Origin of the sequence: Streptomyces sp. NPDC046887 (genome assembly GCF_040644755.1) — a bacterium.
Classification (GTDB): Bacteria; Actinomycetota; Actinomycetes; order Streptomycetales; family Streptomycetaceae; genus Streptomyces; species Streptomyces lichenis.
The window spans coordinates 98,963-117,567 of record NZ_JBEYXH010000002.1 but is presented as its reverse complement, the minus strand read 5'-3'; the positions used below and the strand labels follow the sequence as shown (position 1 = coordinate 117,567).

The following is an 18,605-nucleotide window of genomic DNA, read 5'->3' as shown; positions in this document are numbered from 1 at the left end:
GTCGACCGCGCCGTACGCTGCACAGATTAGCCCGGGGAGCGGACGCCTCAGGGCGCGGAGCCGCACGCCAGGAGCGAACAGCACGCCCCGCCCGCAAAAAGGGAGCCGGCGGCTCAGCGGTCCGCGCCGCCGTGGTCCTCCGTGCCGCGCTCGTCACTGCCATGGCTCTCGCCGCCGTGGTCGTCCGTGCCGTGGTTGTCCGTGCCGTGGTTCTCGCTGCCGTGCAGCGGGAAGCCGGCGATGCCCCGCCAGGCCAGCGAGGTGAGCAGCTGCACCGCGGTGCCGCGGGGGATCGGGGACTCGCTGGAGAGCCAGTAGCGGGCCACCACCTGGGAGACCCCGCCGAGCCCGACGGCGAGCAGCATCGACTCGTCCTTGGACAGCCCGGTGTCCTCGGCGATGACCTCCGAGATGGCCTCGGCGCACTGGAGCGACACCCGCTCGACCCGCTTGCGCACCGCGGGCTCGTTGGTCAGGTCGGACTCGAACACCAGCCGGAACGCGCCGCCCTCGTCCTCCACGTACGCGAAGTAGGCGTCCATCGTCGCGGCCACCCGCTGCTTGTTCTCGGTGGTCGAGGCAAGCGCCGTGCGCACCGCCTGGAGCAGCGACTCGCAGTGCTGGTCGAGCAGCGCCAGGTAGAGCTCCAGCTTCCCCGGGAAGTGCTGGTACAGCACGGGCTTGCTGACGCCGGCGCGCTCGGCGATGTCGTCCATCGCGGCCGCGTGGTAGCCCTGCGCGACGAACACTTCCTGGGCCGCGCCCAGCAGCTGGTTCCGTCGGGCCCGGCGCGGCAGTCGCGTGCCCCTAGGGCGCGCCGCCTCCGTCTGCTCGATGGCTGTCACGCCGCCTCCTGAAATAGATTCATGCGCGCTATGCGCCGCGCCGCCATCGTACTTTTGGGTAACCCGCCTGTGCGCGGTGCGGGCGCAGAATTTCACGTACCGGACGGCCCGGGCCGACGGCGATTCAACGTTAAACCGACCAAAGGGTCGGGACCAGCCCCGAGCCGGTCGCGCTTACGCGGGCCGGCTCGGGGCCGTTGCTCCCGGCGGCGCGGCCCCCATGGCGGCTCCCCTGGAGCGCCCCGGGCGGAATGGCCCCGGAGGCCGTTCCTCAGCGGTAGTCGTCCTCGTCCAGGCTGACCACCCGGGTCTGCTCGATGGCGTCGGCCTCGTTCGCGCTGGCCGGGTCGACGCCGGTCAGCGGCTCGTCGCCGCGCTGCTGCCACTCCGCCCGCTGCTCCGCCACGTCCGCCTCGGGGGACTCCTCGTCCAGGGGGGCCGCCGCCTCCCGCTCGGCGGCCCGCTCGTCCTCCGCCCGGGCCTCGGACTCCTCCGCCTCGTCCGCCTCATTCCGGTCGAAGGTCTCAAAGGTCTCGAAGATCTCGGGATCAGTCGGGTCGGCGCTCATGTGCTCCCTCTCACGCGGATCGGTACTCGACGGTCACCGGGGTCGGATGCCCACAAACACGAGCGTATGCAGGACCCCCGGGCAACGCCATGCGGCCTGTGACGGCGAACACACCAGGGGGAGCGTGATCCTCTCGTAACATTGCCGCATGTCTTCGACCGAGCTGCCGGAAGCCCTCGCCGCCACCGTGGCCGGCCCGCGGGTGAGCGCGGTGCGGGTCGCGGAGGGGGAGCGGCTGCGCACCGTGACGCTGCCCGGTCTGACGCTCAATGTGCGGGAACGCCCGTCCGACCGCACCGGACTGCCGCCCGCCCTCTATGTCCACGGCCTCGGCGGCTCGTCCCAGAACTGGTCGGCGCTGATGCCGCTGCTGTCGGACATCGTGGACGGCGAGGCCGTGGACCTGCCCGGTTTCGGTGACTCGCCCCCGCCGGACGACGGCGACTACTCGGTGACCGGTCACGCCCGGGCGGTGATCCGGCTGCTCGACGCGGGCGGCCGCGGGCCGGTCCATCTGATCGGCAACTCGCTGGGCGGCGCGGTCACCACCCGGATCGCCGCGCTGCGGCCGGACCTGGTCCGCACCCTGACCCTGGTCTCCCCGGCGCTGCCCGAGATCCGCGTCCAGCGCAACGCCTGGCCGACCGCCCTGCTCGCGGTGCCCGGCGCCGCCGCCCTGCTCACCCGGCTCACTAAGGGCTGGACCGCCGAGCAGCGGGTCCGCGGGGTGACGGCCCTCTGCTACGGGGATCCGGGCCGGGTCACCGAGGAGGGCTTTCGCAACGCGGTGGAGGAGATGGAGCGCCGTCTCGCGCTCCCCTACTTCTGGGACGCCATGGCCCGCTCGACGCGCGGTCTGGTCGACGCGTACACGCTCGGCGGCCAGCACGGGCTGTGGCGGCAGGCCGAGCGGGTGCTCGCCCCGACGCTGCTGGTCTACGGCGGCCGCGACCAGCTGATCTCGTTCCGGATGGCAAGCCGGGCCGCCCGCGCCTTCCGCGACGCCCGGATGCTGACCCTCCCGGACGCCGGGCATGTGGCGATGATGGAGTACCCGGAGACCGTCGCCACCGCGATACGGGAACTGATCCGCGAACGCGGCGGTGCCGGACCCTCCGAACATGTCGGGGCGCCTGCCCGTACCACTCGTACCAAGGGTTCCGATGGCCCCACCGGCCGCCGGGACGGCGAGAGCGGCCGGGGCGGCGACGGCCGCGGGCAGCAGATCAACCGAGACGACAACGCCGGCGACGAAGGCAACGGGAGCTGATCCGGGGCGTGGGACGACACAGCCGCAGGGGCGCCGCGCCCCAGGGCTCCGAACGGGCGCGGCGCGCCGACGGCGCCGAGGCCGCGGCTTCGGCCGAGGCGGCCGAGCGCTCGGCCGTGGGCCGCCGGCGCCGGATGGCCGCCCCCGCTCCCCGCGTAGCGGAAACGCACCATCAGGGCGCCGGTCCGGAGTCCCACGCGGTGCGCGGCGGCCACCCGGAGGAGCGCTCCGCCGGCGGGTACGGCACCAAGGAGTACGGGCGCGGCGGCAGCCGCTACGGCGACTGGCAGCCCGCGCCCCGTGACGGCGGTGCGACCGGTCGGCCGCGTGACGGCGGTGCGGCCGAGGGAGGGCCGGCCGGCCAGGGATTCGGTGGCCGCAGGCCGTCCGGCCAGGGTGCGCCGGGCCCCCGGCCGGGCGGGCCGGGCGGCGGGGCCCGCAACCCCGGGCCGCGCCATGAGTACCTCGCCGCCTTCGACGCCGGGCCGGCCGCCAGGGGCTTCGGCGGCCCCACCGGCGCCGTCCCCGCTCCCGGTTCCGAGGCCGGAATCGCGGCCGGTGGCCCGCCCGGCCCTCAGGACCCGGTCGCCGGGGCGAAGGACGGTGCGTCCGGCTCGGGCGGCGGCCTGGCCCGTACGCTCACCGGGATCGCGGCCGGGGCGGTCACCACCGTTCTGGCGATCGTCGTGGCCGGTCAGGTCACCGGCGCCGGGCCGGACGGGCCCTCCTCCCGGGCGGCCGGGGTGAGTGCCGCACCCGGACTCGCCGATTCCGGGGCGACCGGCGAGAACGGCAAGGGCGAGGCGGAGGGCAGCAGGAAGGGCCCCGGCGGACCGGACGCGCGCTCCGGCCGGACGGACCGCTCCGAGGGCCGCGCCGTCGCGCCGCCGACCTACGCGCAGCTGATGGTGCGGCAGTTCCCGCTGGACCCGAAGCTGAAGGGGCCGGGCGAGTTCGAAGCCGTGCCCGGCCTCGACAAGGCACCCGGCAAGGGCCGGAAGATCCGCTACCGGATCGACATCGAGAAGGGCCTCGGCCTGGACGCCGGACTGTTCGCCCGCGCCGCCCAGGAGACGCTGAACGACAAGCGCAGCTGGGCGCACGGCGGCGCGATGACGTTCGAGCGGATCTCCAGCGGACGTCCCGACTTCGTGCTCACCCTCGCCAGTCCCGGCACCACCGCCTTCTGGTGCGCCAAGTCCGAGCTGGACATCACCGAGCAGAACGTCTCCTGCGACTCCGCCCGGACCGACCGCGTGATGATCAACGCCTACCGCTGGGCCCAGGGTTCGAAGACCTATGGGCCGGCCGCGATGCTGCCCTACCGGCAGATGCTGATCAACCACGAGGTCGGGCACCGGCTCGGGCACGGCCACGTCAACTGCTCGACCGAGGGCTCCCTCGCCCCGGTGATGCAGCAGCAGACGAAGTCGCTCGACATCGGGGGCGTGAAGTGCCGCGCCAACCCCTGGGTGTTTCCCAACGGCTGAGGTCCTTCCCCGCCGTCCCGGGTGACCGCGGTGCGCGCCGGTGCCATACGGGGTGCGGCTTGGTGGTGCGCCGGGCGGACGTTTTCGCGCCGCGCGCCCCCCACTTGCCTCACGCGCTCTGAATCGCGGGCCCGGTCGGCAGGGAATCCGCCTTTCACCGGCTGATTCCGGCCGATCCGGATGGCGCCCGCACCGCCATCCGGAACGTCGGAGCAGGACTTCCCGGAACGCGGAATGACCACCGGGCGATTGCGTCAAGGCCGGATCACCGCTGGACAGCGATGGCATTCGACCAGTCAACTAGCCTGTTGCGAACGCCTCTTGGCTCTTTTTCTCCGAATACTCGGTCATATTCGAACCGTTCCCGCCCTAGCGCTTCGAAACGCCGGGCGCGGTCGAAAGTTACGAGTATTCACCCCTTCCGGTGGCGCGACGGACAACCGTCCATCGCGCCACCCGCGCTTCCGCTTACGTTCATCCCGCCGCCGGTCAGCGCACCCCAACGGTGTCGACCGCAGGCAGAAGGGGATGGGGGTGTGCTGTGCGGATCGGACTGCTCACGGAGGGCGGATACCCGTACGCCAAGGGGGAGTCCGCGCTCTGGTGCGACCGGCTTGTGCGCGGGCTCGCGCAGCACGAGTACGACGTCTACGCGCTGGGTCGCACCCCCCGCCAGGAGCGGGCCGGCCGGTTGCCGGCGGCGCCCGCCGTGCGGTCGGTCCGCACGATGGCGCTGTGGACCCCCGCCGAGGACGGCCCCGGAAACGGCCGCTCTTACGGCCGGCGTGAGCGCCGCCGGTACGCCGGATGCCTGGCCGAGTTGGCCGCCGGAGTGTGCGGGGACGGGCCGGAGCACGGGGGCGCCGACGCCGACAACGCCTTCGCCGCGGGGCTGTACGCACTGGCCGATCTGCTCCGGGCGCACGGTGCCCCACCCGCCGCCCTGCGGTCCGAGGCCACCGTGCGCGCCCTGGAAGCCGCCTGCCGTGCGCCCGGCGCACGCCGGGGCGTACGGCAGGCCACCCTGCGGGACCAGCTCGCCTTCTCGGACTGGCTGGAGCGCGCACTGCGCCCGCTCACCCCGGACTGGTACGGGCCGGACGCCCTCGGCGCCGCCGACCTCTGCCATGCCGTCTCCGGCGGCCTGGCCGCCCTCCCCGGACTGCTGGCCAAACGCTTCTTCGGAGTGCCGCTGCTGCTCACCGAGTACGGGGTGCACATCCGGTCGCACTATCTGACGACCGCAGGCGCTCCCCTCAGCGCCCCCCTGCGCGCCCTGCTCGCCGCGTTCCACGGGCGGCTCGCCACCGAGGTGTACCGCCAGGCCGCCGCCATCACCCATGGCAACGCGCATGCCCGGCGCTGGCAGCAGCGGTGCGGCGCCGACCCCGTCCGGCTGCGCACCATCCACCCGGGGCTCGACGGCCACCGGTTCGCCGCCGTCGGGGAGGCGGGGGAGACCGGTGACCCGTACACCCTGGTGTGGGTCGGCCGCGCCGAACCCGCCAAGGACCTGCTCGGCCTGGTGCACGCCTTCGCGGCCGTGCACCGCGAGGAGCCCCGGGCGCGGCTCCGTATCGTCCACGCGCCCCCCTCGCCCCGCGAGCCCGCCGACTACCTCGCCCACTGCCGGACCACGGCCACCCGGCTCTTCCCCGGCGCCGGGCCGATGGGCCAGGAGGCGCCGGCCTTCCCGGTGACCTTCGAGGAGGTCGGCGGCCCGAGTGTTCCCGACCGGACCGACGCCTACGCCGACGGCGCCGTCACCGTGCTGTCCAGTGTCGTCGAGGGGTTCCCGGCCGGGCTGGTCGAGGCGATGCTCTGCGGCCGCGCCACCGTCTCCACGGACGTCGGCGCGGTGGTCGAGGTCGTCGGGGGCACCGGGCTGGTGGTACCCCCGCGCAACCCCCAGGCGCTCGCCGCCGCCTGCCTGGCGCTGCTGCGCGACCCCGCGCGCCGCGCGCGCCTGGGCGCCGCGGCCCGCGCCCGCGCACTGGAGCTGTTCACCGTGGAGCAGAACCTCTCCGCCTTCCACGGGCTCTATCTGGAGCTGATGTCCCGCGCCCCGGTACGCCGCGACCGGGACGGCACGGCCGCCGACGGCACCCCGCTGCCCTTCGCCCACCCGGCCGAGGCGTACCTCCCCGGACGCTGGACCGGCCGCCTCGACCGAGTGCCGGCCCCCGCCCGGCTCGGCCCTCCGGTCGGCGCGGGCGCCATGAGCGGCACCTGCCCTCACCGCGACGCGGACAACGGCGGAGTCGGGAGCGGCGATGCGTGACAGCGGCCCCCACCATGACCTCGCCCGCGAGGAGGCAGCCGACGGTCCACCGGCCGAGGGCCTTCGCTCCGCGGGAGCGCCGGCCACGGCGGCGCGGCAGGGCGGTGACCCCGTCAAGGCACTGCTGCACCGCCACCGGGCGCTGTGCGAACGGGCCGTCGACCCCCTGGAGATCGCCGCCGCCCTGGAGGCCCACGGCGTCACCGACCGCACCGCCGCCCGCTTCCGGCACCGGGACGTCTTCTCCCTCGCCGAGGAGCTGTACGCCCGGACGCCCCGGTCGGACGACGAGCACCTCGCCCATCAACGGTCCGCCGGTACCGAACACCCCGGCCGAGGGTCCGACGGCGACCGACCCACCAGCGGCCGGCCCACCCCCGGGACCGGCACCCGACCCCTCCGCGGCGACCGGTCACCCGGTGCCGATGGTGCCCGTCCTGCCGACCGCCCGCCGATGCGCGGCCTACGCGGGGCCGCCGGAGTGCGGGGCGCGGCAGCCGACCTGGCCCGCGAGGACGGAACCGGCCGCCCCGTCCCGGCGGAGGAGATAGCCCGGCGAGCCGGGCGCCCCCTGGTATGGGCACCGCTCGCCCTCCTGCCGGGAGCCGCCGTCGGACTGACCCTCGCGGGGCTCGCCGCGACCAGCGGCCCGGCGCGGTTCGCCGTCGGCGCGGCCGGGACGGCGGCCGCCGTCGGGGCGCTCGCCGGCTCCCTTCGCCATGGCCCGCTCCGGGCGGCGCGGCGCACCCACGCGGCCGGCCCCGTCCTGGTCCGGGCCCTGTCCGCTGTCCGCACCCCCCTGTGGTGCACCCTCCTGCTCGGCTGTCTGCTGCTGGACGCCGTCCCCGACCACGATCCGGGCCGCACCTGGGGCCTCGCCGCTCTCACCGCCGAGCCCGACCGGACCGGCGTACCGCTCCACCTCCTTTCCGTCGGCGCATCCGCGACGCTCCTCGCCCTGGCGCTGGCGGTGGCGCCCGCACTCTGGTGCGCGCACCTCTTCTTCGTACGGGCCCGGCGGGCGCTGGCCGCCAGTCGCCGCCTCGCGGACTTCGCCGCCGGTGCCCGACCGCTGCTGCTCGGTGCCGTCGCCCTGTTCGCCGTGCTGCTCGGCGCGCTGGTCGCGATCACCGGCACCGTCCTCGGCGACGCCCCCCGAGGCACCGTGCTCGTCGGCTGCCTCGCCCTCGGCACCCTGTTCTTCCTGGCCCGGCTGCTCACCGCCCATGGCTTCGCCCGGACCGCGGGCAGCGCGCTGTTCGCCACCTGTGCCGCGCGGACGTTCGTCCTCGCCGCGGAGCAGGCGGCCCGCGTCCCCCGACTCGGCTGGCTCGACACCCCGACGCGGGCCGCCGCCGACCTCTGCGGGCCGGGCGCGGTGACCGCGCTGGTCTGCGGGGCGGCCGCGCTCGCCCTGCTGGTCCGCGCCTGCGCCCTGCTGACCCGGGCCTCCGCCCATGCCGTCGACTGGCCGGCTCCCGCCCATGCCGGCGGCTGACCTCCCCTCCGGGCCGCGCCCGGCCCCCGGGACCGCGCCCCTCCGGCCCATCCGGACCGGCCCCCCTCCCCTCGGAGGCGGCCCCTGCCACCTCCCTCCCCCTACCTCTCCCCGACACCCAGGAAGCAAGGAGACGACGACCATGACCGCCACCGCCGCCACGCCCGGCCTTCGCGAAGGAGGCGCACGATGAGGGTGCTGCTGCTCGGCGCCAACGGATTCCTCGGCCGGTTCGTCGCCGACCGGCTGCTCGCCGACCCGGCCGTCCACCTCACGGCCCTGGGCCGGGGCGACGACGCCGACGTACGGTTCGACCTCGCCGGGGGGAGCCCGGGTGCCCTCACCCGGTTCCTGGACGCCGTCCACCCCGGGGTGGTCGTCAACTGCGCCGGGGCCACCCGGGGCGGGGCCCGCGAGCTGACCCGGCACAACACGGTCGCCGTGGCCACCGTCTGCGAGGCGCTGCGCCGCAGCACCTGCCAGGCCCGCCTGGTCCAGGTCGGCTGCGCCTCCGAGTACGGGCCCTCGCAGCCCGGTTCGTCCACGGCCGAGGACGCGGTGCCCCGCCCCGGCGGGCCGTACGGGGTGTCCAAACTGGCCGCCACCGAACTGGTCCTCGGCTCCGGACTGGACGCCGTGGTGCTGCGGGTGTTCTCCCCGGTGGGCCCCGGTACCCCGGCCGGGTCCCCCCTCGGCCGGCTTGCCGAGGCGCTGCGCCGGGCCATCCAGAACGGCGACGGCGAGCTGAAGCTGGGCGGCCTCGGCGTCCAGCGCGACTTCGTGGACGTCCGGGATGTGGCGCGGGCGGTGCACGCCGCCTCGCTGTCGGCGGCCCAGGGTGTCATCAACATCGGCACCGGACGGGCCGTACGGCTGCGGGACGCCGCCGCGGTACTGGCCAGGGTCGCCGGATACCCCGGCAACCTCCATGAGGTGGACGTACCGCCGAACCGGCCGCTCATCGGTGTGCAGCGCGGCGAGGGCGGCGCTGTGCGCGGCGCCGACGGCGGTCTGCTGCGCGGCACCGACGCCAGTGTGCTGCGCGGCACCGACGGCGGCCTGGTACGCGGTGCCGACGGCGGCCCCGTGCGGGGTGGCGACGGCGGCCTCGGGCGGGGTGGCGACGGCGGCCTCGGGCGGGGTGGCGACGGCGGCCCGGACCTCCCGCAGCCGGGGCCCTCCTCCCCGTATCCCGACGGCTGCGGCAGCTGGCAGCAGGCCGATGTGCGCACCGCCCGCGACCGGCTCGGCTGGCGGCCCCGGATCAACCTGGAGGAGTCGCTCGCCGACATCTGGATGGAGGCGGCATGCCGCATCTGACCCGGACCGGTGCCCCGCTCGCCGCCACCGGTGCCGACCGGCTCGGCTTCGGTGTGCCGGGCTACGCCCATCCGCTGCTCGCCCCCGTCGAGTGGGCGGAGCTCACCCGGCCCGGGGTGCCGCTGCACTGGGCGGTGCTCAATGTGGCCGCCGGGCCGGGCGCCCGGCCCGACCCGCACTGCCTGGAGGCGGCCGGCCGGCTGCGCAACGCGGGCGTGCGGGTACTGGGCCACATCGATCTGGCGCACGGCGCCCGCCCGTTCGCGGAGGCCGTGGCCGACGCCCAGCGGTTCGCGGACTGGTACCGGGTGGACGGCTACCTGCTGGACCGCTGCCCGCCGGACCGGGAGCGGCTCGCGTCCGTGCGGCGCACCGCGGCCACCCTGGAGGCGGTGCTCGACGGGGCGGACGGCTGCCATCTGGTGCTGGGCCACGGAGTCCACCCCGATCCGGGGTACGCCGAGGTCGCCGACCAGCTGGTCACCTTCCGGGGGCGCTGGGCCGACTACCGCTGGTCGCAGGCGGCCCCGTGGACGGCCGACCATCCACCGGAGCGCTTTGTCCATCTGGTGCACGGCGTACCGCGCACCCATCTGGAGGAGGCGGTACGGATCGCGCGCTGGCAGGGGGCGGGCACCATCTTCTTCACCGACCGCACTCCGGGGCCGCCACCGGCTGCCGGCCCGGCGGCCGGACGTGCCGGATCCGCGGCAGGCGTTGGAGGTGCCGAGCCCGAGGTCAGGGGGCGAATCGGAGGAAACGCCGCATTCGAGGCGCTGCCCGGCTACTGGGACGAAATCGTCTCGCGCATCGGACCAGGTGTCTCGGAATGAGGAGTGCCATGGCAGTGTTACGGAGAGACAACCGTACTGACTACCGACCAACGGAGTCCCCGTGTCGCTGCCACCCCTGGTCGAGCCGGCTGCCGAGCTCACCGTAGACGAGGTCCGCAGGTACTCCCGCCACCTGATCATCCCGGACGTCGGGATGGACGGGCAGAAGCGGCTCAAGAACGCCAAGGTGCTCTGCGTCGGCGCCGGCGGCCTCGGGTCTCCCGCCCTGATGTACCTGGCCGCCGCCGGTGTGGGCACGCTCGGCATCGTGGAGTTCGACGAGGTCGACGAGTCCAACCTCCAGCGCCAGATCATCCACAGCCAGTCGGACATCGGCCGCTCCAAGGCCGAGTCCGCGCGGGACTCGGTGCTCGGCATCAACCCGTACGTCAACGTGGTCCTCCATGAGCAGCGGCTTGAGGCCGACAACGTGCTGGACATCTTCGGTCAGTACGACCTGATCGTGGACGGCACGGACAACTTCGCCACCCGCTACCTGGTCAACGACGCCTGTGTGCTGCTGAACAAGCCGTATGTCTGGGGCTCGATCTACCGGTTCGACGGCCAGGCCTCGGTGTTCTGGTCGGAGCACGGCCCGTGCTACCGCTGCCTCTACCCGGAGCCCCCGCCGCCGGGCATGGTCCCCTCCTGCGCCGAGGGCGGTGTGCTCGGCGTGCTGTGCGCCTCCATCGGCTCCATTCAGGTCACCGAGGCGATCAAGGTGCTGGCCGGTGTCGGTGAGCCGCTGGTCGGCCGGCTGATGATCTACGACGCCCTGGAGATGCAGTACCGGCAGGTCAAGGTCCGCAAGGACCCCGACTGCGCGGTCTGCGGTGAGAACCCGACCGTCACCGAGCTCATCGACTACGAGGCCTTCTGCGGCGTCGTCTCCGAGGAGGCCCAGGAGGCGGCGGCCGGCTCCACGATCACTCCCAAGCAGCTCAAGGAGTGGATCGACGACGGTGAGAGCATCGACATCATCGACGTCCGTGAGCCCAACGAGTACGAGATCGTCTCCATCCCGGGCGCCCGGCTCGTCCCGAAGAACGAGTTCCTGATGGGCACCGCGCTCCAGGATCTCCCTCAGGACCGGAAGATCGTCCTGCACTGCAAGACGGGTGTCCGCAGTGCGGAAGTCCTCGCGGTGCTGAAGTCCGCCGGTTTCGCGGACGCCGTCCATGTCGGCGGCGGCGTCATCGGCTGGGTCCACCAGATCGAGCCGGAGAAGCCCGTCTACTGATCACCTCCTGATCGCGTCTTGCCTTGATCACTTACTGATCGCAGCGCCGACCCACCGGGGCCGGGCCCACCACCAGGGCCCGGCCCCGACGGCTGCCGGGGTGGCTGCGAGCGTCCTCAAGAGCGGGTGCCGCCTCAGCCGTGGCTGCCCTCAGGAGCAGATGGTGCCGTTCGCCGGCGCCTTGCCGTCCAGCAGATAGGCGTTCACCGCCTTGCTCACGCAGGAACTGCCGCCGTTGTAGGCCCCGTGGCCCTCGCCCCGGTAGGTGAGCAGCACGCCCACCCCCTTGCCCAGCTCCTTCGCCATCCGCACGGCCCCCTCGTACGGGGTCGCCGAGTCACCGGTGGTGCCGACCACCAGTACCGGCCCGGCGCCGGGAGCGCTCGCCTGCGAGGTGGCGCTCTCGCCCTTCACCGGCCACTGGTGGCACCAGCCCGCGGTGTCCCAGGCCATGAACTCCCCGAAGACCGGGGATATTCGGCGGAACTCCGGGAGCAGGGCCCGGGCCTCGGCGGCGGTGGGCCGGCTGCTGCTGTCGGCGCAGGAGATCGCGCGCTGGGAGTGGGCCTGGGTGCTGTAGGAGCCGTCCTCCTGGCGGTCGTTGTACATGTCGGCGAGCTCCAGCAGCCCGTCGCCGCTGCCCTCCCGGGCCTGCCGGAGTCCTTCGGTCAGCATCGGCCAGAGGCTTTCCGCGTACAGCGCCTGGGCTATACCGGTGAGCGCCAGGCTCTCGGTCAGCGGCCGCCCGTCGGAGGTCGCCAGCGGCTGGGAGTCGAGCCGCTTCAACTGCGCCGTCAGCTTGGTGGAGCCGGCCGCCCCCTCGCCGGTGGACTTGAAGTAGTTGTCCAGCGCCCGCTGGAAGCCGGTCGTCTGGTGGCGGGCCTGGCCCACGCTGTCGGCGGTCGGGTCCACCACCGCGTCCAGCACGGTGCGGCCGACCTGTTTGGGGAAGAGGTGCGCGTAGGTGCCGCCGAGCTGGGTGCCGTAGGAGATGCCGAAGTAGTTCAGCTTGGCGTCGCCGAGGACATGGCGGACGACCTCCAGGTCCCGGGCGGTGTTGCTGGTGGTGACATGCGGCAGCACCTTGCCGGAGCGCTGCTTGCAGCCGGCCCCGAAGTCGCCGCCGTCCGCCAGGTAGGCGGCCTCCTCGGCGGGGGTGTCCGGGGTGCGGTCGATCCGCCGCAGGGACTCGGCCTCCTCGGCCGACTCCCGGCACACCACACCGGAGCTGCGCCCCACCCCGCGGGGGTCGAAGCCGACCAGGTCGTAGCGGGCGTTCAGCGCGGTGTACTCGGGGGCGAACTGCGGCAGCAGGTCCACGCCCGAGGCGCCCGGGCCGCCGAAGTTGAAGAGCAGCGAGCCGATCCGCCGGTCCTGCTGCACGGCCTGCTTGCGGATGAGCGCGACGGAGATGGTCTCGCCCTTCGGCCGCTGGTAGTCCAGCGGCACTTCCACCTCGGCGCAGCGCCACTCCGTGCCGGGGGCCTGGCCGCCCTTCGGCGCCTTGCACGACCGCCAGTCGGGCCGCTGGCCGGTCAGTGCGGCGGGCAGACCCGGCACCGCGGGCGCCGTGCCCGCCTTCGGTCCGCCGCCCGCCGCCGGGCTGTCGTCACCTTCCCCGCCGCCACCGCTCTGGCAGCCGGTGACCAGTCCCGCGGTCAGCAGGGCCGCGGCCGCGAGGGCTCCCGCCCGTACTCGATTGGACATCCGTTCCCCCAACGTTGGTACTGCGCGCCATCCTAGGCATAGCCACTGACAGTGGCCAGAGCGTGACGTATTGTCGCCAAACGCTGGAAGCACGGGCGTTCGCCGTGGCAGGGTCGCAGACATAAGGAAGCGGACGACGCACGGGGGCGGGGACGATGGAACGACCGAGGGGAACGGTACGGCGGTGGGGCCGGCGGGGTGCCGGGAGCGCCGGCCGGGTGGCGGCGGCGTCAGCGGCAGACGGTGCCGTTCTTCGGCACCCTGCCGTCCAGCAGGTAGCCGTTGACCGCGTCGCGGACACACGCGGAGCCCCCGTTGTAGGCGCCGTGCCCCTCGCCCTCCCAGGTCAGCTCCACCCCGACGCCCTTGCCGAGCGCGTTCGCCATCGCCTTCGCCCCCGCGTAGGGGGTGGCCGGGTCGCCGGTGTTGCCGATCACCAGGATCGGCGCCGAGCCCGCGGCGCTCACCTCCGGGCGGTCCCAGCTGCCGTCCACCGGCCAGTGCGAGCAGCCGATCAGACCCCAGGCCAGGTAGTCGCCGAACACCGGCGAGGCCTTGCGGAACTCGGGCAGCCTGGCCTCGGCCTGCGCCACCGTGAAGCGGGCCTTGTCGTCCACGCAGTTGATCGCCGCGTTCGCCGCCTGCACATTGCTGTAGTTGCCGTTCTGGTCGCGGCCGTTCATCGAGTCCGACAGGGCCAGCAGCAGGCCGCCGTTGCCGCCGTCCGCCTCGTCCAGACCCTGCTCCAGATAAGGCCAGTACTCCTTGGAGTACAGCGACTGGGCGATGCCGTTGGTCGCCGCCGTCGCGGTCAGCTTGCGCTCCCCGAGCCCGGTGACCGGCTTCTTCTCCAGCCGGTTCAGCAGATCGGTGACGAAGCCCTCCACCTCCTGCACGCTGCCCCCGGGCAGCTTGCACTTGTCACCCCGGGCGACGCAGTCCTTGGCGAAGTTGTCCAGGGCCAGCTGGAACCCCTTCGCCTGCCCGAGGGCGCTCTGCACCGTGGTGCTGGTGGGGTCCACCACCGCGTCGAACACCGCCCGGCCCACGGTCCTCGGGTACAGGTGCGCGTAGACGCCGCCGAGCTCGGTGCCGTAGGAGATGCCGAAGTAGTACAGCTTGTCGTCGCCCAGCACCTGCCGCATCAGATCCAGGTCGCGGGCCGCGTTCACCGTCCCGACGTGGGGCAGTTCACCGCCCGAGTTCTCCTCGCACGCCGCGGCGAACCGCTTCAGCCCCTCGTCGTACGCCCGGACCTCCCGCTCGTCGTCGGGCGTGGAGTCCAGCGCGTAGAGGGCGTCCAGGCCGGCGTCGTCCAGGCACTCCACACCGGCGCTGCGGCCGACCCCGCGCGGGTCGAAGCTCACCAGGTCGTAGCGGGTGCGCAGGGTCTCGTAGTCCTGCGCGAAGGACGGCAGGGCGGTGATCCCGGAGCCGCCGGGGCCACCGAAGTTGAAGATCAACGACCCGATGCGCTTCGCCGGGTCGGAGGTCTTGGCGCGGATCAGGGCCAGCTCGACGGTCTCGCCGCCCGGGTCCGCGTAGTCCAGCGGCGCGTCCATGAAGGAGCACTGCCAGCGGGTGCCGCCCGGCAGCGGAGAGGGCGCGGTACCGCCGCCCTCCTCCATCGAGGGCGGCGGGCAGTCCCGCCAGGTCAGCCGCTGGGAGGCCAGCTCCCTGAGCCGGTCGGCGCCGTCCCCGCCCTCGTCCCCGTTCCCGCCGGAGCAGCCGGCCGCCAGCAGGGCGGCGGCGGTGGCGGCGGCGAGGACGGCTGCGGGCCGGGCGGCGCGGAGGGTCATATGTCCCATGGTGCGCCCGCCGGTCGGCGCCCGCCCGTGCCCGGGGCCATGCGGGTGGCCGGCCCCGCCGCCCCACCGGCCCGGCCCCGGCGCGCGAGCCCCCGGAAGCCTCGGCCCGGCACCGGCCGTACCCCGGCCGGCCCCATCAGCGCACCGGACCGGTCAGAGGGCGCCCTTGCGGGTCAGCGAGTTGAACGACAGCCACCCCGGCAGCACCGGCAGCCACAAGGTCATCACCCGGTACATCAGCACCGCCGGGGTGGCGATCTCCAGCGGCAGCCCGCCGACCGTGGTCAGACCGGCGATCAGCGCACCCTCCACCGCGCCCACCCCACCGGGCGTGGGGGCGGCCGAGCCGAGCGCGTTGCCGGCCAGGAAGACCACGGCCAGGATCGCGTAGCTCACCGGCTGGTCACCCCGCGCGAACGCCCGCACCGAGGCGTCCAGGCAGAACACGAACGCCGCGGTCAGCAGCAGCATGCCGCTGAGCCCGGTGAGCAGCTTCACCGGCCGCTGCAGCACGTCCAGCATCCGCGGCACCACCCCGGCGAACAGCGACCGCAGCCGGGTGGTGACGAACTTGCGCAGCACCGGGATCGCCGTCACCACCAGCGCCAGCACCGCGACCGTCAGCAGACCCGCGATCACCGTCCGGGACGGGGTGAAGTCCTGCGTCTTCTCCGTCCCGGAGAGGTAGCCGAAGGAGAGCAGCAGCAGGATGTGCGCGCCCAGCCCGAACAACTGCGAGGCGCCCACACTGGCCACCGCCAGCCCCGGGCGGACCCCCGAGCGCTGGAGGAAGCGGGTGTTCAGCGCCACTCCGCCGACCGCCGCCGGGGCGACGATCTTCACAAAGGAGCCCGCCACCTGCGCTACCACCGTCCGCTTGAACGGCACCCGCTCCGGGACGAAGCCCAGCAGGCTCATCGCCGCCGCGACATAGCTGAACGCGGAGAACAGCAGCGCCACCGCCACCCACAACCAGTCGGCCTGGGCGAACGTCGACAGCGACAGCGACGACTGCGAGATCGACGACAGCAGGAAGTACACGGCGATCGCGGCGGCGATAAAACTGATCAGCGTCCGCGGCTTGATCCGCTCCAGCCGCACCGGTTCCACCGGCGCCTGCGGCCGGATCAGCAGCACCTGCTGGCGGATCTGCACCAGCAGATCCTCCTCGCGGGCCTCGTCCATCGCCTCGTCCAGCGCCCGCTTCTCCGCCTGCTTGTGCGCCTTCTCCGCCTTCCGCTCGGCCTTGCCGACCGGCTCGCCGCGGTGCTCCGCATGGCGGGCGTGCGCCTCCACCCGGGCCTGCTTGTCGGCCTGCGAGGCGGCCAGCACCGCCTCCCGCTCCCGCTGCGACCGCTCTCGGGCCAGCCTGCGCAGTGTGGCGCGGGTCGACCGGCTCAGCGCGATCGGCTGGAGCAGCGGCAGGCAGCCGGCGACCTTGTCCGGCCCCAGCGCGGCCACCGCCGCCGCCACCGCCCGCTCCGCGCCCACCCGCAGACCCAGCGTCGTCAGCAGCTGCGCCACGTCCATCCGCAGCACCAGATCACCGGCGGCGATCTCACCGCCCCGCAGATCGGTGAGGATCACCCTGCCGGAACGATCCACCAGCAGCGCGTCACCCGTCAGCCTGCGGTGCGCGATACGCCGCGACTGCAGCGCCCGCACCTGCAACCAGGCGCCCCGCACCACCTCGTCGGTGATCTCCTTGTCCTCCAGGGAGTCCAGCGAGCGCCCGCCCACATGCTCGTACACCAGCATCACGGCGTCCGGGCCCAGCTCGGAGGTGGCGATCAGCTTGGGCGCGTTGGCCCCCGCCGCGATCGCCGCGTACGCCAGCAGCGCCTCCTGCTCCAGCGCCTGGCGCAGCGACTGCAGCGAACGCCCCGTGGTGATCCCGCGCAGCGTCAGCCGCCGCCACACCCGGTAGAAGAAGCCGTGCGCCTGCTGCTCCCGGTCCACCACGGTCACATCCAGCGGCGGACCCTCCTCCAGGGTCACCAGGTAGCGGCGCCCCCGGTCCGCCTCCGTACCGTCCGGCAGATCCTCCGCGCGCATCGCGCCCACCGGCCGGAACCCGACATGGCGCAGACCCGCCAGCAGTGTCTGCCCGGTGGGCCGCACATTGGGCGAGCCCACCGCGTACACCGTGCCGTAGGCCACCGTCCAGCCGATCAGGATGGTCAGCACGATGGAGAACGGAGTGGTGTAGCCGGCCACCAGCATCGCGAACGCGTCCAGCAGCAGCACCATCCACAGCACCACCCGCCAGCGCGGCCGGCGCGCCATGCCGACGGCCGTCATATAGGCGATCACCGGCGCCAGGTAGCCGTGCACCGGATCCGACAGCCCGCCACCCGCCTGCGGCTGGGTCAGCGCCTCCTGGATGGTGTCCGGCGCGCCCTGCGCCACCCACAGATCGGTGGCGAGGGTGACACCGTGCGCCAGCACCGCCGCCAGCACCCCGTCGGCGATCCGCAGCCCGTCCCGCTTGACCAGCCGCTCGATCGCGAAGGCCACTGGCACCAGCAGCACCGCGATGCTGGACGCCAGCCCGGCCAGCTGGACGAACACATCGGGCGCCTGCCCGGTCCGCCGGCTGATGTCCGCCTCCAGACCGGAGGTGGTGCCCCGGGCGAACGCGGCGATGGCGATGACCACCGCGATCGCCAGCACACCGACCAGCAGCCGCAGCAGGTCGGACGGCCGGTGCGCCCGGGCCGCCAGCAGCGGCTCGTCACCGGAGACGCGGTCGATGTCCCGCTCCGCGTTCACGCCCACCGTCTCCTCCGGCCGCGGCCGATCGGGGCCCGGGTCCGAAAGCCGGGTCCGCGCGCCCGCCCGTGCCCGTGCCGTGCTCCCTGCCTCTGGCCGGGCCCGTGCCGCGCCCTGGCCCTGCCCCTCCGGCTCATCCTTGTCCATGGTCTCAGGAGCGCCCGCCGGGATCCCAGAAGCGCCCGCGATCGCCGCGGAAGCCCCTGCGCGCCCGGGAGGCCGCACATCCTCCCCCTTCGCCCTCTCGGTCTCTTCTTGCTCTCGTGTCACCGGTCACCGCCCGGAAGATGGTGGCATGCCCGGGCCCCGGACGGGGGCATCAGGGTGCGCGGCCCGCCTTGTCGGTGGTGTGGTGCAGGATGGACCGGGTGACTGCCGAGGAGATTCCGGAGTACCCCGAGTACGCGGAACGGGTGCTGGACGTCGCCGACCTGATCCCGCCCGGCCGGGTGATGACCTACGGGGACGTGGCCGAATGGCTGGGCGACGGCGGCCCCCGCCAGGTGGGCCGCGCTATGGCGCTGTACGGCGGCGCGGTGCCCTGGTGGCGGGTGGTGCGCTCCGACGGGCGGCTGCTGCCCGGCCACGAGCTGCGCGCCCTCGACCACTACCGCGAGGAGGGCACCCCACTGCGCCAGACCGGCAACCGGGCCGAGGGCCATCTGCCCCGGCTCGACATGCGACGCGCCCGCTGGGACGGCTCCCCGGCCGCCCCACCCGAGGACAGCGCCGGGACCGGGGACGGTGCTGGGACCGAGGACCGGACGCCGTAGCGGTCCGCCGACGGCACCATCCGGACCCGGACAGCGCCCGGCGGGCCGTACCGTAGCGGGGCGGCGGACGCACCACCGACGGCCGCGCCACGGACGGATCCCATCCGCCCCGACCGGCACCCGCCGCCGCGCACCCCGCACCGCCACCCACGTCCGCACCCGACCCAGCCTCCTCGTCACCAGCACACCCACCAGGACCG

At 74.1% G+C, this 18,605-nt stretch carries 12 protein-coding genes and 1 pseudogene; 8 read left to right on the top strand and 5 right to left on the bottom strand.

What is annotated here, in order from left to right; all coding sequences use genetic code 11:
- Nucleotides 1–212 precede the first annotated feature (212 nt).
- Together ABZ945_RS03560 and ABZ945_RS03555 are read right to left on the bottom strand one after the other, a co-directional pair.
- Nucleotides 213–845 (bottom strand): annotated as a pseudogene (locus tag ABZ945_RS03560) (TetR/AcrR family transcriptional regulator); the annotation flags it as partial.
- Nucleotides 846–1,116: 271 nt separating this feature from the next.
- The gene (locus ABZ945_RS03555) at nucleotides 1,117–1,413 is read right to left on the bottom strand and encodes a hypothetical protein (protein WP_361263208.1); all 297 of its coding nucleotides are present in this window, start codon (nucleotides 1,411–1,413) and stop codon (nucleotides 1,117–1,119) included.
- 148 nt (nucleotides 1,414–1,561) lie between these two features.
- Between ABZ945_RS03555 and ABZ945_RS03550 the strand changes: the two genes are divergently transcribed.
- The 7 genes from ABZ945_RS03550 to moeZ all read left to right on the top strand — a co-directional run bounded on the left by ABZ945_RS03550 (nucleotide 1,562) and on the right by moeZ (nucleotide 11,345).
- On the top strand, nucleotides 1,562–2,683 hold the full coding sequence (locus ABZ945_RS03550; RefSeq protein WP_361263205.1) for an alpha/beta hydrolase: 1,122 nt from the start codon (nucleotides 1,562–1,564) through the stop codon (nucleotides 2,681–2,683).
- An 8-nt stretch (nucleotides 2,684–2,691) separates the two neighbouring features.
- A complete protein-coding gene (locus ABZ945_RS03545) occupies nucleotides 2,692–4,173 on the top strand; it encodes a DUF3152 domain-containing protein (RefSeq protein WP_361263202.1) in 1,482 nt (493 codons plus the stop codon).
- A 541-nt stretch (nucleotides 4,174–4,714) separates the two neighbouring features.
- Nucleotides 4,715–6,454: a DUF3492 domain-containing protein gene (locus ABZ945_RS03540; RefSeq protein ID WP_361263199.1), complete on the top strand. Its 1,740-nt coding sequence runs from the start codon at nucleotides 4,715–4,717 to the stop codon at nucleotides 6,452–6,454.
- Nucleotides 6,447–7,952: a hypothetical protein gene (locus ABZ945_RS03535; protein ID WP_361263196.1), complete on the top strand. Its 1,506-nt coding sequence runs from the start codon at nucleotides 6,447–6,449 to the stop codon at nucleotides 7,950–7,952. Before ABZ945_RS03540 ends, ABZ945_RS03535 begins: the two co-directional genes overlap by 8 nt.
- A 189-nt stretch (nucleotides 7,953–8,141) precedes the next feature.
- Entirely contained in the window at nucleotides 8,142–9,272 is a 1,131-nt protein-coding gene (locus tag ABZ945_RS03530; RefSeq protein WP_361263193.1) for an NAD-dependent epimerase/dehydratase family protein, read from the top strand.
- Entirely contained in the window at nucleotides 9,260–10,105 is an 846-nt protein-coding gene (locus tag ABZ945_RS03525) for a spherulation-specific family 4 protein (protein ID WP_361263190.1), read from the top strand. Before ABZ945_RS03530 ends, ABZ945_RS03525 begins: the two co-directional genes overlap by 13 nt.
- A gap of 61 nt (nucleotides 10,106–10,166) precedes the next feature.
- Nucleotides 10,167–11,345: an adenylyltransferase/sulfurtransferase MoeZ gene (gene moeZ / locus ABZ945_RS03520; protein ID WP_361263187.1), complete on the top strand. Its 1,179-nt coding sequence runs from the start codon at nucleotides 10,167–10,169 to the stop codon at nucleotides 11,343–11,345.
- A gap of 150 nt (nucleotides 11,346–11,495) precedes the next feature.
- On the opposite strand, the gene ABZ945_RS03515 is transcribed toward moeZ, so the two are convergent.
- The 3 genes from ABZ945_RS03515 to ABZ945_RS03505 all read right to left on the bottom strand — a co-directional run bounded on the left by ABZ945_RS03515 (nucleotide 11,496) and on the right by ABZ945_RS03505 (nucleotide 17,779).
- Entirely contained in the window at nucleotides 11,496–13,052 is a 1,557-nt protein-coding gene (locus tag ABZ945_RS03515) for an alpha/beta hydrolase (RefSeq protein ID WP_361263184.1), read from the bottom strand.
- Nucleotides 13,053–13,282: 230 nt separating this feature from the next.
- The gene (locus tag ABZ945_RS03510) at nucleotides 13,283–14,851 is read right to left on the bottom strand and encodes an alpha/beta hydrolase (RefSeq protein WP_361263181.1); all 1,569 of its coding nucleotides are present in this window, start codon (nucleotides 14,849–14,851) and stop codon (nucleotides 13,283–13,285) included.
- A 162-nt stretch (nucleotides 14,852–15,013) separates the two neighbouring features.
- Nucleotides 15,014–17,779: a lysylphosphatidylglycerol synthase domain-containing protein gene (locus ABZ945_RS03505; RefSeq protein WP_361263178.1), complete on the bottom strand. Its 2,766-nt coding sequence runs from the start codon at nucleotides 17,777–17,779 to the stop codon at nucleotides 15,014–15,016.
- Nucleotides 17,780–18,000: 221 nt separating this feature from the next.
- On the opposite strand from ABZ945_RS03505, the gene ABZ945_RS03500 reads away from it, so the two are divergent.
- On the top strand, nucleotides 18,001–18,405 hold the full coding sequence (locus ABZ945_RS03500; RefSeq protein WP_361263175.1) for an MGMT family protein: 405 nt from the start codon (nucleotides 18,001–18,003) through the stop codon (nucleotides 18,403–18,405).
- Nucleotides 18,406–18,605: the final 200 nt, after the last annotated feature.

What these genes read in the sequence shown, in the direction of transcription:
- ABZ945_RS03510 (WP_361263181.1), bottom strand. Translation starts at nt 14,851, where the DNA reads ATGACCCTCCGCGCCGCCCGGCCCGCAGCCGTCCTCGCCGCCGCCACC.
- ABZ945_RS03515 (WP_361263184.1), bottom strand. Translation starts at nt 13,052, where the DNA reads ATGTCCAATCGAGTACGGGCGGGAGCCCTCGCGGCCGCGGCCCTGCTG.
- ABZ945_RS03505 (WP_361263178.1), bottom strand. Translation starts at nt 17,779, where the DNA reads ATGGACAAGGATGAGCCGGAGGGGCAGGGCCAGGGCGCGGCACGGGCC.
- ABZ945_RS03530 (WP_361263193.1), top strand. Translation starts at nt 8,142, where the DNA reads ATGAGGGTGCTGCTGCTCGGCGCCAACGGATTCCTCGGCCGGTTCGTC.
- ABZ945_RS03550 (WP_361263205.1), top strand. Translation starts at nt 1,562, where the DNA reads ATGTCTTCGACCGAGCTGCCGGAAGCCCTCGCCGCCACCGTGGCCGGC.
- ABZ945_RS03555 (WP_361263208.1), bottom strand. Translation starts at nt 1,413, where the DNA reads ATGAGCGCCGACCCGACTGATCCCGAGATCTTCGAGACCTTTGAGACC.
- ABZ945_RS03535 (WP_361263196.1), top strand. Translation starts at nt 6,447, where the DNA reads ATGCGTGACAGCGGCCCCCACCATGACCTCGCCCGCGAGGAGGCAGCC.
- ABZ945_RS03525 (WP_361263190.1), top strand. Translation starts at nt 9,260, where the DNA reads ATGCCGCATCTGACCCGGACCGGTGCCCCGCTCGCCGCCACCGGTGCC.